The sequence below is a fragment of the Novosphingobium sp. SG919 genome (genome assembly GCF_012932495.1).
Lineage (GTDB): Bacteria > Pseudomonadota > Alphaproteobacteria > Sphingomonadales > Sphingomonadaceae > Novosphingobium > Novosphingobium rhizosphaerae.
In genome coordinates this window covers 1,437,038-1,452,663 of sequence record NZ_JABCNG010000001.1, presented here as the reverse complement: position 1 = coordinate 1,452,663, position 15,626 = coordinate 1,437,038, and the positions used below count along the sequence as shown (strand labels likewise).

Here is a 15,626-nt window from a genome sequence, read left to right as displayed (position 1 = left end):
GTTGCACATCATGGCAAAAGGCGGCTGACACAGCGCTGAACGGCGCAGCGGGCGTGCGTTCAGGCAGGAAACCGGTCAGACGTCTTTCGACGGCGCCGACAGGTAAACCTTCATGAGGATGCGGAACAGTTCCGAACGCTCGCGCACTGTCAGGCAGGCGGTCAGTTCGTCCTCGTGCGCCACGATCACCCGGCGCGCTTCGGCAAGCGTGATCTGCCCGCTTTCGGTGATCCACAGTCCGCCCGCGCGGCGATCGAGCTTCGAAGGTTCGTTGACCAGATAGCCGTTGCGCATCAACTGGCGCACGAACTGGTGCACGGTCGGCCGCTCGATCTTGAAGAAGCGCGAAAGGTCGGTCTGCTTCACGCCAGGGTTGGCGTTGACCAGCCACAGAATCGCCACCTGCTTGGGCGTGGCGTTCAAGGGTTCAAGCTGCCGTTCCAGCCGCGAGACGAACAGCGTGTTGGTGGTGCCGATGTGCAGGCCCAGGACCGAATCCAGCCCGTCAAGCGCCAGTTCGGGCGTAACCGATTGACGAGTAAGGACTTCGGAAGTCAAAGCCAGGCCTTTCGCAACATCAGCGACAACCCAGTGTTACCGCTTGAAGTCCATTAGGCATACGAACCGATTTTGCGCAAATGTTTTGCGGCGCAGCAGGTCCGAACTTCAGCAAAACTCACGCTTCCACGGGCGCAGTCGTCATGCCGAGCCCGGGAATCCCGATGGAGCGGCGGCCACCGTAATCGGTGCGCACCACGATCAGCCCGCTCTTTTCCAGATGGTCGAGCAGGCGGCGGATGCGCCCGGGGCTGCGCGTGCCATAGATTTCGGCCATGCGTTCATCGTCGGGGCAAGGCAGCCCCTCCACCGCCGCCACGGCCAGCACCAGGAACGGCGCCAGCACATCGTCGGCCACGCCCTCGGCCAGTTTCAGCGCCGGCTGCCACTTGGGTTCGCGGTCGTCGGGAATGCCAGCCACGGCCATGGCAAAGCGGCGGCGGAACTGCGCCAGGTCGATGCCCACCTGGCCCAGTCGCTGCATCCGGCAACGCACGGTGAAATCCTGGTAGAGCTGCGATGCGGCCTGGAACGTGCAATCGGGCTCGGCCGCCATCTCGGCCAGGATCGCGGCGATGTCGGATGCGGTTTCCTCGGCGGCGAAGAGGCTGGGCTCGGCCGGCGGCTCCACTTTCTCGGCGGCAGGCACGCTGCTGGCGATCTGCTCGATCAGTTCGCCACTGTCGGGCGCGGCTTCTTCCGGCTCGGGCGGCGTGGGCAGCGGATCGAACATCAGCGGCTCTGACATCAGCAGGGCTTCCATTTCCTCGCCCGCGGCGTTGGGCATCGGCATCAGGCCGTGCACCACGTTGCGCGCACGTGTTTCCACGTCGGCAATCTTCACGCCCACCGGGCGGCGGCAGATCGCCGGCCCCAGCGCCAGGAAATGGCCGCGCTCCAGATCGCGGATGGTTTCGGCCTGGCGCCGCTCCATGCCCAAAAGATCGGCGGCGCGGGCCATGTCGATATCCAGGAACGTGCGCCCCATCAGGAAGTTCGAGGCTTCGGCCGCCACGTTCTTGGCCAGCTTGGCCAGGCGCTGCGTGGCGATGATGCCGGCCAGGCCGCGCTTGCGCCCGCGGCACATCAGGTTGGTCATCGCCGCCAGGGACAGCCGGCGCACATCGTCGGCCACGTCGCCGGCGGCAGCGGGCGCAAACATCTGCGCTTCGTCCACCACCACCAGCGCGGGATACCACTGGTCGCGCGGGGCATCGAACAGGGTGTTCATGAACACGGCGGCGCAGCGCATTTGCGCTTCCAGTTCCAGCCCGTCGAGCGCGAGGATGACCGAGGCACGATGCTGGCGGATGCGCGCGGCGAGCTTGACGATTTCCGTGCCGTCATAGGCCGATCCATCAACCACCACATGGCCAAACGGTTCAGCCAGGCTGACGAAATCGCCCTCAGGGTCGATCACCACCTGCTGCACCACGCTGGCGCTCTGTTCCAGGATGCGCCGCAGCAGGTGCGACTTGCCCGAGCCGCTGTTGCCCTGCACCAGAAGGCGCGTGGCCAGCAGTTCTTCCACATCGATACGGACGGCGGCGCCCGACCTGTCGTCGGCGCCAATGACGATGGTTGCGCTCACGCTTCGCTCTTAGCGCGCAGGGGCGCGGCGGCAAGGGGATCGGGGCAAAAGATTGTCGAAAGCGGGGGTATGATGGGGAACATGCCCTCCCCCAACCCCTCCCGCATGCGGCAGGGGCTTCTTGCTCTCCCCCTCCCGCATGCGGGAGGGGGTCGGGGGGAGGGAATGTTACGCGGGAGGGAATGTTAGACGCCAGCGATCATCAATGCCGGATCAGGTAATCGAACGCCGAAAGCGAAGCCTTGGACCCTTCGCCCATGGCAATCACGATCTGCTTGAACGGCACCGTGGTGCAATCCCCGGCGGCGAACACGCCGTCCAGGCTGGTGGCATTGTGCGAATCCACTTCGATCTCACCACGGTTGGTCAGGGCAATGCTGCCATTGAGCCATTCGGTGTTGGGCACCAGGCCGATCTGCACGAAGATGCCTTCCAGCTCCACGGTGTGCTCTTCGCCGGTTTCGCGGTTCTTGTAGACAAGGCCAGTCACCTTGCCGCCATCACCCAGCACCTGCGTGGTCATGGCAGAGGTGATCACCGTCACATTGGGCAGGCTGCGCAGCTTGGTCTGCAGCACGGCGTCGGCGCGCAACTGGCTGTCGAATTCGATCAGCGTCACGTGCGCCACCAGGCCGGCCAGGTCGATCGCCGCTTCCACGCCGGAATTGCCGCCACCGATCACCGCCGTGCGCTTGCCCTTGAACAGCGGGCCATCGCAGTGCGGGCAATAAGCCACGCCCTTGTTGCGATATTCGTCTTCGCCGGGCACGCCCATCTGGCGCCAGCGCGCGCCGGTGGACAGGATCACCGTCTTGGCTTTGACGCTCGCGCCGCTGGCCAGTTCGATGTGGTGCAGCCCGTCGCCATTGGCCGGCTTGAGCTTCACCGCCTGCTGCACGTTCATGACATCGACGTCATAGTCCTTCACGTGCTGCTCCAGCTGGGCAACCAGCTTGGGCCCTTCGGTGTGCGGCACGGAAATGAAGTTCTCGATGCCCATGGTGTCGAGCACCTGGCCGCCGAAACGCTCGGCCACCACGCCGGTGCGGATGCCCTTGCGCGCGGCATAGATCGCGGCCGCCGCGCCGGCCGGGCCACCGCCCACCACCAGCACGTCGAACGGGTCCTTGGCAGCGATCTTTTCCGCCGCGCGCGCCACCGATCCGGTGTCGAGCTTGGCCACGATCTGCGCCAGATCCATGCGGCCCTGGCCGAACTGTTCGCCATTCAGGTAGACGGTCGGCACGGCCATGACCTTGCGCCGCTCCACTTCATCCTGGAACAGCGCGCCATCGATCGCCACGTGGGTGATCGCGGGGTTGAGCGCGGCCATGATGTTGAGCGCCTGCACCACATCCGGGCAGTTCTGGCACGAGAGCGAGAAGAACGTCTCGAAATGCAGCGGGCCTTCCAGGCCACGCACCGCATCGAGCAGTTCGGCCTCTTCCTTGGGCGGATGGCCGCCCACGTGCAGCAGTGCCAGGATCAGCGAGGTGAATTCATGGCCCAGCGGCAGCCCGGCGAACACGGCCTGGGCGCGTCCCTCATCGGCGCGGATGGCAAAGCTGGGGCGGCGTTCGTCCTGCCCATCCAGGCGCACCGAAACCTTGTCGCTCAGCGCGGCGATTTCCTCGACCAGGCTGCGGGTATCGGCAGACTTGGCGCCTTCGTCCAGGCTCGCGACCAGTTCGATCGGGCGGCGCAGGTTGCCAAGCAGGCCCTTCAATTGGGCGGTGGTGGGGGCGTCAAGAATGGGCATGGTCTGTCTCTCTCAGGCAGGAGGGTGCGTGCCGCGTGGGGCCATGGACGGCCTCACGCCTGGGATGGGGCGGAATTTAACAGAATATCGGAGCGGCTTGCGCGGGTAAAAAGGGCATGGCTCAAAGGCTGTATGCCGGGGCGCCGCCGCCAGAGTGCCGGGGCGACGGCCAGCGCCGCCCCGGAAAACTTGTACGAAGACGCTTAGATCTTGCCGACGAGGTCGATCGAGGGAGCCAGCGTTTCGGCGCCTTCTTCCCACTTGGCCGGGCAGACCTGGCCGGGGTTTTCGCGCCAGTACTTGGCAGCCTTGATCTTGCGCACGAGTTCGGCAGCGTTGCGGCCCACGCCCTCGGGGGTGATTTCCACCAGCTGGATGGTGCCGTCCGGATCGACCACGAAGGTGCCGCGGTCGGCCAGGCCAACGCCTTCGCGCAGGATGCCGAAGTTGTTGGAGATGGTGTGGTTCTGGTCACCCAGCATGTAGTAGTTGATCTTGCCGATGGCCGGCGAGCTGTCGTGCCAGGCCTTGTGGCTGAAGTGGGTGTCGGTCGACACCGAATAGACTTCCACGCCCAGGCCCTTGAGCTCTTCATAGCTGTCGGCAAGGTCTTCCAGCTCGGTCGGGCACACGAAGGTGAAGTCGGCCGGGTAGAAGAAGAACACGCCCCACTTGCCCAGGACGTCAGCATCGCTGACATCGACAAACTTGCCCTGGACATAGGCAGTGGCCTGGAACGGCTTGAGCTTGGTTCCGACGATCGACATGAGTTCGACTTCCTTATGGTTGGTCGTGAAAAGCGGTCAGGCAACCCGGGCGCAGCGCGGCAAAGGCGCCACGGCCCGGTTGCAAGGCAGCAATTAGGCGCCGGAGGCCGGGATTACCAATGATCAATTCTGCCTAGATTGATTGATCCTTTCGATAAGACCCGCTGCGCCAAGCCCCATCGCCGGATTGCCCGAAAGCGCCGGATTTGCCCTCTTCACCGGCGGGAACCAATCGCGGGGTTGCGAATTGCAGGGGCGCAAGCCCGGATCGGGCATGGCGCGGCCTGGTCGCATCGGCGCGATCCCCCGCAAATCCTCGCGTTTTGCCACGGTTCGCCCGGGCAGCCCGCGTCGCCTGCCCAGCCCGCCCACCGGCGTGGCGCCACCTTGATTGCGTTTTCTGCAAAGGCATTTTCCAAACTTGCACTTGAAACGCCACTGGCCGCCCGCCAATTGCGCCGATATAGAACTGAACTGTCTCGTTCCATTTTTTGCCGTCTGACAGGAAGCCCCCCCGATGCCCGCCTCCGACACCCCCGCCGAAACGTCCGCCGCCCAGCCTGCCGCCGAAGAGACCCCGGCACCCAGCGGACGCAAGAAGTTGATCGGCCGCATTGCCATTGGGGTGGCGGCCGTTGGCCTGGTCTACGGCATCTATGCCTTCATCGATTACCGCAACAACGGCCAGTACGTACAGTCGACCGACGATGCCTATGTCAAGGCCGATGGCGTGACCGTCAGTTCCAAGCTGGCCGGCTATGTCCGGCAGATCGGTGTGGCCGATAACCAGCAGGTCAATGCCGGCGCGTTCCTGGTGCAGATCGATCCCACCGATTACAGCACCAAGCTGAACCAAGCGCAGGCCCAGGTGGATGTGGCGCGTGCAGCGCAGCAGGCAACGGCCGCCGGCATTGCCGAAGCGCAGGCCAGCCTGAACCAGGCCCGCGCCGCCCTCGCCGCCTCGCAGCGCGACCTGGCCTATTACAGCGGCGAAGCGGCACGCTATGCCCCGCTGGCCGCGAGTGGCGCCGAACCGCGCACCCAGCTGGACCAGCTGACCAGCGCCCGCGACAAGGCCGCTGCCGACGTGCGGGCCAAGCAGGCCATGGTCGAGGCGGCCACCGCCAAGATCGCCACGATCAAGGCGCAGGTGCAGCAGGCCGATGCGCAGATCACCTCGGCCCAGGCGACGCAAGCGGCCGCACGCAATGACGTGGGCACCACCCGCATCGTCGCCCCGATTGCCGGCAAGGTCGGCTCTTCGGCGGTGCGCCTGGGGCAATATGTGCAGCCCGGCCAGCGCCTGCTCACGATCGTGCCGACCCAGGCGATCTATGTGGAAGCCAATTTCAAGGAAACCCAGATCGGCCTGATGCGCCCGGGCCAGCCGGTGACGATGCATGTCGACGCCCTGCCCGACGTGGATTTCCATGGCGTGGTGGAATCGATCACGCCGGGTACTGGCGCCAACTTCTCGTTGATCCCGCCGCAGAACGCGACTGGCAACTTCACCAAGATCGTCCAGCGCGTGCCCGTGCGCATCCGCATCAATGCCGGTGAGGAATCGCGCAAGGTGCTGGTCCCCGGCCTGTCGCTGACGGTCAAGGTCGATACCAAGGCTGCCAAGGGCGCGATCAAGGCGATCCGCGCCGAGCAGGATCAGGGAGCCAAGTAATGGCCGCCGCAACCCTTCCCGCCGATGCCGGCGGCGGGGCCGGCAGCGCGTCGGGCAAGACGCCCGGCCGACAGGCCAATGGCAATGCCGACATCACCGCCTGGCTGGCGGTGGTGGCCGGGGCCATCGGCGCGCTGATGGCCACGCTCGACATTTCGATCGTCAATTCCGCCCTTCCCACGATCCAGGGCGAAATCGGCGCGTCTTCCACCGAAGGCACGTGGATCGCCACCAGCTATCTGGTGGCCGAAATCGTGATCATTCCCTTGACCGCCTGGCTCGAACGCGTGTTCGGGCTCAAGCGCTTCCTGCTGATCGCCTCGGTGCTGTTCACCGGGTTCTCGATCGTCTGCGGCCTTTCCACCACGCTGACGATGATGATCATCGGCCGCGTGGGCCAGGGCTTTACCGGCGGGGCGATGATCCCCACCGGCATGACGATCATCGCCACGCGCCTGCCGCGCCACCAGCAACCGGTGGGCACGGCGCTGTTCGGCTCCACCCTGATCCTGGGGCCGGTGCTCGGCCCGCTGGCGGGTGGCTGGCTGACCGAGAATTTCTCGTGGCACTATGCCTTCTTCATCAACATCCCGATCTGCATCCTGCTGATGGTGTTCCTGGTCATCGGCCTGACCAACGCCAAGATGCGGCTGGACGAACTGTTCAGCGCCGATTGGCTGGGCATCGTCGGCATGGCCATGGGCCTGGGCGGGCTGACCGTGGTGCTGGAAGAAGGCAACCGCGAGCAATGGTTCCAGTCTGACCTGATCTGGAAGCTGACCGGGGTGACGGTGGTCGGCTTCGTCCTGATCGGGATAGGGCAGCTCTATGCCAAACGACCGGTGATCAAGCTGGCGCTGCTGCGCAACCGCGCGTTTGCCGCGGTGTTCGTGCTGGGCCTGCTGATCGGTTCGGTGCTCTATGGCACGGCTTATGTAATCCCGCAGTTCCTGGCCGCGATTGCCGGCTACAATGCCTATCAATCGGGCCAGATCGTGTTCCTTTCGGGGATACCCGCGGCCATGATGATGCCGCTGTTCCCGATCCTGGTCGCGCGGTTCGACCTGCGCTACGTCGTGCTTACGGGCATGCTGATCATGGCCGGTTCGTGCTGGCTCGATACCACGCTGACGATCAATTCGGATGGTTCGGACTTCGTGATCTCGCAGCTGATGCGCGGCCTGGGCCAGGCGCTGTCGATGCTGTTCCTCAACCAGGCGGCGATCGCCAGCGTGAAGCCCGATGAAGCGGGTGACGCGTCGGGCCTGTTCAACGCGGCACGCAACCTGGGCGGTTCGATCGCCCTGGCACTGCTCGCCACGCTGCAGGAGCGGCGCGAGGAATACCACCGCTGGACGATCCACGAGGCGCTGCCGGCCAACAGCCCGACGGTGCAGGACTGGGTTTCCAGCCAGGCCGCGCAGTTCGGTGGCGGGCCCGAAGGCCTGGGCGCCGCATTGCGCGCGATCGACGGCACCGTGGTCAAGCAGGCCATGGTCATGGCCTATACCGATGAATTCATCGCGCTGATGGTCGGCATTGCCGTCGTCCTCCCGCTCGTTTTCCTTCTCCGGCCCCTGCCCAAGGGCCATCACAAGATGGCGATGCACTGATGCACACTTCCTTCCGCCGATTGGCCCACCGCCCGCCCGCCACAACTGTGGTCGCCACCACGCTGCTGGCCTCGCTGGCCCTGGCCGGCTGCACCACGGTTGGCCCCAAGTACACGGGCGCTCCCGATGCAGCGCCGGGCGCTGCCGCACGATCGGCGTTTCTGCGCGGTGATGCCAGCGCAACGCCGGCCGCGCCGGCCGCGCGCTGGTGGGATGCGCTCAATGATCCGGTGCTGAGCGGCCTGATCGAGCAGGGCCTGGCCCGCTCGCCCAACATCGCCGCGGCCAATGCCCGCATCGCCCAGGCGCGCGCCGGCCTTGCCGCCAACAAGACCGCGCTGGTCCCCACGCTCAACGTGTCGGGCGCCGTGCCCTATATCAATGTGCCGGCCGATATCCTGGGCGGCGACAACGCCGGGCGGACCGACACCACGATCTACAACGTGGGCTTCGATTCGAGCTGGGAACTGGACTTGTTCGGCGGGACCCGCAGCAAGATCACTGCGGCCGGCGCCCGCGCCGAAGCCGCCCAGGCCAGCGCCGACGATGCCCGCGTCACGCTTTCGGCGGAAATCGCGCGTGCCTATGTCTCGCTGCGCGCCCGCCAGGCCGTGCTTGCCCTGCAAGACCAGCAGGCGGCCGTCGACGCCCAGCTGGTCGATCTGGCACAGCAGCGCCTGCAACGCGGCACCGCGCCCGAACAGCCGCTGGCCCAGGCACGCGGCCAGGCCGCCCAGACCGAAGGCGACCGCGCCAAGACGCGCGCCGACATCACTGTGCTGATCGACCAGCTGGCGGTGTTGACGGGCCAGGAACCCGGCGCGCTCGACGCCACGCTGGCCTCGCCCGCCCCCCTGCCCCTGCCCCCGGCGAGCGTTGCCGTGGGCGATCCTGCCAGCCTGCTGCGCAACCGGCCCGACATCCGCATGGCCGAACGCCAACTGGCCGCCGCCAATGCCGATATCGGCGCGCAGATTGCCGCTGGCCTGCCCAAGATCAGCTTCATGGGCCTGTTGGGCCTGGGTGGCACGAGCATCGGCGACGTGGTTGATCCGGGCAAGATCATCGGCCTAGCCTTGCCGCAGATCCGCTGGAACCTGTTCGATGGCGGCCGCAACAAGGCCCAGGTGACCAACAAGCGCGAAGCCTATGCCGAAGCGGAAGCCAAGTATCGCAACACGGTCTTGACCGCGTTGCAGGATGCCGAAGGCGCGCTGACACGCTTTGGCAGCCAGCGCCAGGTCTATGGCAAGGCGCTGGACACGCAGGTGCAGACCACGCGCGCGCAGGCCCTGCAACAGCAGCGGGCCGATGCCGGCACCGTCGGCCAATCGGATGCGCTGACCGCGCGACGCCAGCAGCTTCAGGCGCAGCAGGCCGCCGCCGCCGCTGCCGCAGAATTGACCACCGATTTCATCGCGGTGGAAAAGGCTCTCGGCCTTGGCTGGCAGGCTCCCGCGCAGGACCACTGAAATGAACCGTTCGCGTTCCGTTTATAGCGCTTTGCGGCGAATCGAATTTATGTCAGTCTTTCTCGACAAGGCGCCGCAAAGGCGCGAACCACTCGGATCGAGGGTCGGGAAGGATGGATTGGTTTTCGGGCATCGGCCGCCGCGTCTGGCTGGCCTATCAGGAAGGGCTGGAGATGACGTGTCCGGCCCATCGCGAATGTGGCACGCGGTTTGGCCAGATCGCGGCGCGCGACAGCGCTTCCGCCCTGCCGCAGCAGCGCCCAACGGAATTCAGCGCATCCTTCACATTCGGTGCGCGGATCGAAACGCCGATGGGGCCGGGGAACGGGGGGCCGAACGATGACGGCATCACGTTCCACGACGGATCCAGCGCCCGGCACTGAAGCGCCCGCCACCGATACGCGCGGCGGCAACGGGACCACGGCCAACCAGGCGGTGCGACGCGGCCGGCCCTCGGTGGCCGAAGCCGAGCAGCTTTACGGCAAGATCCTGGAAGCCAGCTGGCAAGTGCTGCTCGACACCGGGCTGGACACGTTCACGTTCGATCGCGTGGCGCGCCGGGCGCACATCGGCAAGGCCACGATCTATGCCCGCTTTGCCGGCAAGCGTGAACTGATGGAAGCGCTGGTGCACCATGGCATGGCCAAGCGGCGCGCGGCGATCAGCGCGATGGGCAGCAATGCCCCCCTGGCCGATGCCTTTCGCCTGCGGGCGGTGGAAACGCTCGAATTGCTCCATTCGCCCGATGGCAAGCTGATGGAACGGCTGATCGACTGGCTCGATACCGATGCCGGCAGCCCCCAGGGCGGCTATCGCGCCATGGTCTATCGCACGGCGGTGGACACCATCCGCAGCAACTTTGAAGCAGCCCAGCAGCGCGGCGACATCGTGATCGGCGATTGCGAAAGCGCCGCCCGGTTCTGGCTGGAAGGCATCCTGGGCCACTTCAAGATGGCCAGTTCGGAAAATGGGCAGGACCGCGCCCAGCACATGCGCTGGGCCGATCGCTATGTCGGGTATTTCTTTGCCGGGGTGCGCCAGCAGGGTTCGCCGGGCGGCCCGCTGGGCTGAGTGCGCCCCGCTATTGCCGGGTTCGCTGACGGCACGCCCGCCGGGCGTGCCGTTCTGCATTTCAAGGCTGGCGCGTGGCCTTGAGCGCGAAATCGACCGTCACGTTGTCGAGCAGCGTATCAGTGCTGCCCCATTCACCGGTCCCCACGCCAAACGCCGTGCGCGACAGCGTGGCCGTGCCGCGCGCATTGGCACGATCGCCATCGATGGTGAGCACGAAGGCAAGCGGCACGGGACGGATCTTGCCACCCAGCGACAGCGTGCCTTCGGCCACATAGTGCCCTGGCGATTGTGCGCGGAAGCGCGAGGCGGTGTAGATCGCCTGCGGATGGGCGGCGGCACCAAAGAAGTTGTCGCCCTTGAGCATATCGTCGCGCTGGGCATCGCCCGAAGCGACCGAGGCAAGGTCGATCGTGGCGCGCAGGCTGGAATGCGCAAGGTCATCGGGCGAAAAGCGGATGCGCGCGTCCCAGCGGCCAAAGCTGCCGTTGATGGCGTCACCCGAATACGTCGCGTGGAAACCCAGCCGCCCGCCTGGTGCCAGTTGCCAGGCGACGGCCCCCTGCGCCGCCGCGGCAGCACCGGAGGCATCGGCAGCCGGGGCCGCGCTGGCGGCTTCTTGCGGGGCGGCACTGGCCAGATCGACCGCGTCGGCGGAAGGATCATCGCTCGGCTCGGCCGAAGCCGGCGCGGCTGGCGCCGGCGCGCTTGCGCCGAATGGCCAGACCTTGGCCAGGGCCATGGCCCCGACCGACCCCACCAGCGCGACCACGGCGCCGATGGTCAAGCCCCGCCGCGTGGCCGCCGGGATCATCCGCGCCAGCAGGTCATCGCCCATGAAATGATGGCGCAGCGCGCCGGCCACGTGCAGCAGGAACAGCGTGATCGTGACCAGCCCAAGCGCACCATGGATCGTTTCCGCCCCTTCGTGCCAGCCCTGCCCCACCGGCAGGTTGGGCACCGGCAGCGTGCCGAACACCATGGTCTGCATGCGGATCTTGGACGTGGACACCATGATCCAGCCCGACAGCGGCCCGACGATCATGATCGCGTAGAGCAGCACGTGCACCACCTTGACCAGCAGCTTGACCGCGGGGGTGCCTTCGGCCGGGGCCGGCCGCCGCGCGAACAGGCGCACGCCAAGGCGGGCCAGGCTGAGCGCCAGGATCAGGAAGCCGACCGACTTGTGGAACTGATAACCGGCGAATTGCGCGGTGCCCTTGGGCAGGTCTTCCAGCCGCCAGCCGAGCGAGACCTGGAACAGGAGCAGCGCCGCGATGGTCCAATGAAGCACGATCGCACTGAGCGCATAGCGCCGTGGCGAAAGGCCTGTGGCAAAGGTCTGGTTCATGCGGCCGAATTCTCCTGCGTCCTTGGGTGACCCAGCGTGGTTCTTATCAGGCACGGTGGGCTTTTCCTACTGTGCCGATGCGGGCCGCGGCACGGGCCGTCGGCAGCACGGCGACGATCGCATGTCATCGATCGATGGCCATCGTCGCTGCGCCGAACCCGGCTGGTCGCGTCCCGTGCGGCGTGGCAGATTGCCGGCGCGAAAAGGAGAGTGCATTTTTCATGAGCAGCAACCCCTGGAGCCACAGCCGCCGCGCCGGCATCGCCGACGACGTGGACTTTGCCATTCGCGGCAATGATTTGCAGTTTGTAGAGATCGAACTCGATCCGGGCGAAAGCGCCGTGGCGGAAGCCGGCGCCTTTGTCTGGAAGGATGCCTCGATCGAGATGACCACCGTGTTCGGTGATGGCAGCGAAAACGACGGCGGCGGCTTCATGGGCAAGCTGCTGGGTGCGGGCAAGCGCCTGGTGACCGGCGCCAGCCTGTTTACCACCGTGTTCACCCACCGCGGCGCGGGCAAGGCGCGGGTGGCCTTTGCCGCGCCGGTGCCGGGCACGATCCTGCCGCTCAAGCTGTCGGAACTGGGCGGCACGCTGATCTGCCAGAAGGACAGCTTCCTGGCCGCGGCGCGCGGGGTTTCGATCGGCATCGCGTTTCAGCGGCGGATCATGACCGGGCTGTTTGGCGGCGAAGGCTTCGTGATGCAGCGGCTGGACGGCGATGGCTGGGTTTTCGTCCAGATGGGTGGCACGCTGGTGGAACGCGAACTGGCACCGGGCGAACAACTGCATGTCGATACCGGGTGCCTGGCCGCCTATACCCCTTCGGTGGAATTCGACCTGGTGAGCGCGGGCGGCGTGCGCAGCGTGCTGTTCGGCGGCGAAGGGCTGTTCTTTGCGCGGCTGACCGGCCCTGGCAAAGTCTGGATCCAGTCGCTGCCCTTTGCCCGCCTGGCCGGCCGGGTGGTGGCCGCAGCCATTCCGGGCGGCGGCAACAACCGGGGCGAAGGTTCGATCCTGGGACCGCTGGGCGACTTCATCGACGGCAATCGCTGATCGCAGCGTTGCGCTTGCGGCCCCTTCGACACGCTCAGGACTGGCCCTTCGACAGGCTCAGATCGAACGGACGTTGGCTGGGAAATTCCAGAAAACATCCGTTCGGGCTGAGCTTGTCGAAGCCCGGGACCCAGCGCAGTTTCAGAACTGCGTCCGCACCGTCAGGCCATAAGTGCGCGGATCGCCCACCTGGCCCACGATCAGGCCGGTGTTGCCCGAGGCAACCGCCAACTGGTCGAAATAGTGCGTGTCGAACGCGTTGCGCACCCAGCCATAGATATCGAAGCGCGCATCGCGGCGCACGCCGAGGCGGAAATTGGTGAGCGCGTACCCTTCGACCCAGGTATAGGCCGAGGGCGTGGGGTTGGACGAGAAGCGCGAGCGATAGTTGCCATCGACGCCAAGGTAGACCTGGCCTTCGCCGCCGAACGCCTGGACCGGCAGGTTGACTTCACCGCCGTAGGAGAACGACCACTTTGAAACGCCGGGCAGGACCTGGCCGGAAATGTCGCACGAGAGCGGGCTGATGCCGGGCGTGCCGGCGGGCGCGGGCGTGCCGACCAGGTTGCCGTTGGCATCGACCGTCTGCGTGCCACCCGAAAGCTCGGGCGGGCACGGCGCGTTCTTGAAGCGCACGTACTTGGCATCGGTATAGGCCGCGTTGGAATAGACGCTGAAGCGTTCGCTGGGACGCAGCGCGAAATCGACTTCGACGCCCTGGGTGCGGACCTTTTCGGCGTTGGCGAGATAGCCGCGCAGCGCGCCCACCGTATAGTTCGATACCTGGGCCTGGTAGTCGTTGATATCGGTGCGGAAGGCGGCCACGTTGAACGTGCCCTTGCGGCCCCAGAACTGGGTCTTCACACCCAGTTCGAAGTGGTTGACGCGCTCGGGCTTGATCGTGGCAAACTGCAGCAGCGGGGTGCCGTCGGTGTTGGCCGGCACGCCGTTGAGGTTGATGCCGCCCGATTTGAAGCTGCGCGCATAGGTGCCGTAGACGTGGACGTCGCGCGTCGGGTCCCAGGCCAGAGTGACGTCGCCCGAAACGTTCCAGTTGCTGAAATTGGCCTTGAAATACTGCGGGGCGAGCACGGCAAGCTGCGCGCGTTCGCGGCTGCTGTTGGCGCTGGTGCCATCGGCGTTCGTTTCGAAAACTACGAGGTTGCCGTTGCCGTCGGTGACGACGGAGGAATAGACGCCATCCTTCTTGTCGTAGTTCAGGCGCACGCCCGGCTGGATCGAGAACGTATCGCTCAACTTGTAGCCGAACTTGCCGTAAATCGCGGCGCTGGTGTTCTTGAGCGTGATGTCGTTGGTGGCAGTCAGGCCGTTGAGCACGCTAGGGTCGTTATAGAGCGCGGTGCTGGTGGGGTTGATCAGGAACTTGCTGGCCGCCGGACCTTGCTGCTGCACGCCGCTGGTGTGGATCTTCTGATAGAAGCCGAACGCGCCCACCGTGTAGTTGAAGCGGCCGGTTTCGCCGGTCAGGCGCAGTTCCTGGGTGTACTGGTCCTGGTGCGAGGGGTTGTTGGACTTGGTGGTGATCGGCAGGCCGAGATAGTCGCGGTCGTTCGACGGGTCCCAATCCCAATAGCGCCACGCGGTGATCGAAGTGACCGTGCCAATGCCGGTATCGATCTTGGCGCGCAGCGACACGCCGCCAACTTCGTTCTTGGCGCGCAGCAGCACGTCTTCGTCGGTCACCCGGTCGAACGGGTTGGTGCTGGGCACGGCATAGTTCTGCGCGGCGGCCAGGGCCGCGTATTGCCGGGTCAGCGGACGCTGCGTCGCGCCGGTGCGCACATAGATCAAGGCGCAGCAATTGGGGTTCTGCTTGTTGTAGTCACCCGACAGCGTGACTTCCACGCCGCCGGTGGGACGCCACAGGAATTGCAGGCGCGCGCCCTTGTTGTCTTGCGAATTGATCCACTGGCGCTGGGCGACGTTGTAGACCGTGCCGTCGCGCTGGGTGAACGAACCGGCCAGGCGCACGGCCAGGGTATCGGAAAGCGGGCCCGAGACCGCGCCCTTCAACTGCACGAAACCGAGGTTGCCGGCCGATGCTTCAAGCCGGGCTTCGGGATCGAACGTGGGCGCGCGGGTGGTGATGTTGAGCGCGCCGGCGGTGGTGTTCTTGCCGAACAGAGTGCCCTGCGGCCCGCGCAGCACTTCGATGCGGCTGACATCAAGGAAGTCGAACGTGGATGATGCCGCGCGGGCATAGAACACGTCGTCGATGTAGATGCCCACGCCCTGCTCGATACCGTCATTGGTGAGGCCGAGCGGCGCGCCCAGGCCACGGATGTTGACCGAGGTGTTGCGCGGGTTGGACGAATAGAACTGCAGCGTGGGCGTGAGTTGCGTGAGACGGCCCACGTTGAACGCGCCGGTGTTCTCGATATGCGCGCCGCCCACCACGGTGACGGCCAGCGGCACGGTCTGCACCGTTTCGGCGCGACGGCGGGCGGTGACGACGATGCTGTCATCGACCGGCTGCGTCGCTGCGTCAGCGGCGGTGGCGGTGGAAGCGGCTTCGGCAGCCGGTGCATCGGCAGCGGCGTGGGCCGGAGCGGCCAGGGCGAGCGCGAGGCCGGCAGAGGCCACCGACGCGGCGAGATTGGCGCGAACAAGCATGGTCAGTCCCTTTCGACATGCCTTGCCACGCGCGCGGAGGGGTTCCGTGGCGGCGGCCGGCATGGTTTTTTGTGGTATTG

The 15,626-nt window shown here is 66.1% G+C and carries 12 protein-coding genes; 6 read left to right on the top strand and 6 right to left on the bottom strand.

Annotated features, from left to right (window positions below):
* Window positions 1-75 precede the first annotated feature (75 nt).
* From FHT19_RS06525 to ahpC, 4 genes are all read right to left on the bottom strand, one after another.
* Complete coding sequence (locus tag FHT19_RS06525) at window positions 76-558, bottom strand: MarR family winged helix-turn-helix transcriptional regulator (protein ID WP_168554782.1); 483 nt, start codon at window positions 556-558, stop codon at window positions 76-78.
* Window positions 559-676: 118 nt separating this feature from the next.
* Window positions 677-2,149, bottom strand: coding sequence for an ATP-binding protein (locus FHT19_RS06520; RefSeq protein WP_168554781.1), 1,473 nt, complete (start codon window positions 2,147-2,149; stop codon window positions 677-679).
* 202 nt (window positions 2,150-2,351) lie between these two features.
* Complete coding sequence (gene ahpF, locus FHT19_RS06515; protein WP_168554780.1) at window positions 2,352-3,908, bottom strand: alkyl hydroperoxide reductase subunit F; 1,557 nt, start codon at window positions 3,906-3,908, stop codon at window positions 2,352-2,354.
* Window positions 3,909-4,111: 203 nt separating this feature from the next.
* Window positions 4,112-4,675, bottom strand: coding sequence for an alkyl hydroperoxide reductase subunit C (ahpC, locus tag FHT19_RS06510; RefSeq protein WP_168554779.1), 564 nt, complete (start codon window positions 4,673-4,675; stop codon window positions 4,112-4,114).
* 517 nt (window positions 4,676-5,192) lie between these two features.
* Here ahpC and FHT19_RS06505 point away from each other — a divergent pair.
* From FHT19_RS06505 to FHT19_RS06485, 5 genes are all read left to right on the top strand, one after another.
* On the top strand, window positions 5,193-6,350 hold the full coding sequence (locus FHT19_RS06505; protein WP_168554778.1) for an HlyD family secretion protein: 1,158 nt from the start codon (window positions 5,193-5,195) through the stop codon (window positions 6,348-6,350).
* On the top strand, window positions 6,350-7,963 hold the full coding sequence (locus FHT19_RS06500) for an MDR family MFS transporter (protein WP_168554777.1): 1,614 nt from the start codon (window positions 6,350-6,352) through the stop codon (window positions 7,961-7,963). Before FHT19_RS06505 ends, FHT19_RS06500 begins: the two co-directional genes overlap by 1 nt.
* Window positions 7,963-9,435 (top strand): efflux transporter outer membrane subunit, encoded by a 1,473-nt coding sequence (locus FHT19_RS06495; protein ID WP_169474345.1) that lies wholly within the window; start codon window positions 7,963-7,965, stop codon window positions 9,433-9,435. The genes FHT19_RS06500 and FHT19_RS06495 overlap by 1 nt, the downstream gene beginning before the upstream one ends.
* Before the next feature lie 113 nt (window positions 9,436-9,548).
* Window positions 9,549-9,818 (top strand): hypothetical protein, encoded by a 270-nt coding sequence (locus FHT19_RS06490; RefSeq protein WP_168554775.1) that lies wholly within the window; start codon window positions 9,549-9,551, stop codon window positions 9,816-9,818.
* Window positions 9,775-10,506: a TetR/AcrR family transcriptional regulator gene (locus tag FHT19_RS06485; protein WP_211184764.1), complete on the top strand. Its 732-nt coding sequence runs from the start codon at window positions 9,775-9,777 to the stop codon at window positions 10,504-10,506. Before FHT19_RS06490 ends, FHT19_RS06485 begins: the two co-directional genes overlap by 44 nt.
* A 61-nt stretch (window positions 10,507-10,567) precedes the next feature.
* Here the strand turns inward: FHT19_RS06485 and FHT19_RS06480 are convergent, their stop codons facing one another.
* Entirely contained in the window at window positions 10,568-11,857 is a 1,290-nt protein-coding gene (locus FHT19_RS06480) for a cytochrome b/b6 domain-containing protein (protein WP_169474344.1), read from the bottom strand.
* Between the two features lie 221 nt (window positions 11,858-12,078).
* Between FHT19_RS06480 and FHT19_RS06475 the strand changes: the two genes are divergently transcribed.
* On the top strand, window positions 12,079-12,912 hold the full coding sequence (locus FHT19_RS06475) for an AIM24 family protein (protein WP_169474343.1): 834 nt from the start codon (window positions 12,079-12,081) through the stop codon (window positions 12,910-12,912).
* Window positions 12,913-13,053: 141 nt separating this feature from the next.
* Here the strand turns inward: FHT19_RS06475 and FHT19_RS06470 are convergent, their stop codons facing one another.
* Window positions 13,054-15,546 (bottom strand): TonB-dependent receptor, encoded by a 2,493-nt coding sequence (locus FHT19_RS06470; protein WP_169474342.1) that lies wholly within the window; start codon window positions 15,544-15,546, stop codon window positions 13,054-13,056.
* Window positions 15,547-15,626: the final 80 nt, after the last annotated feature.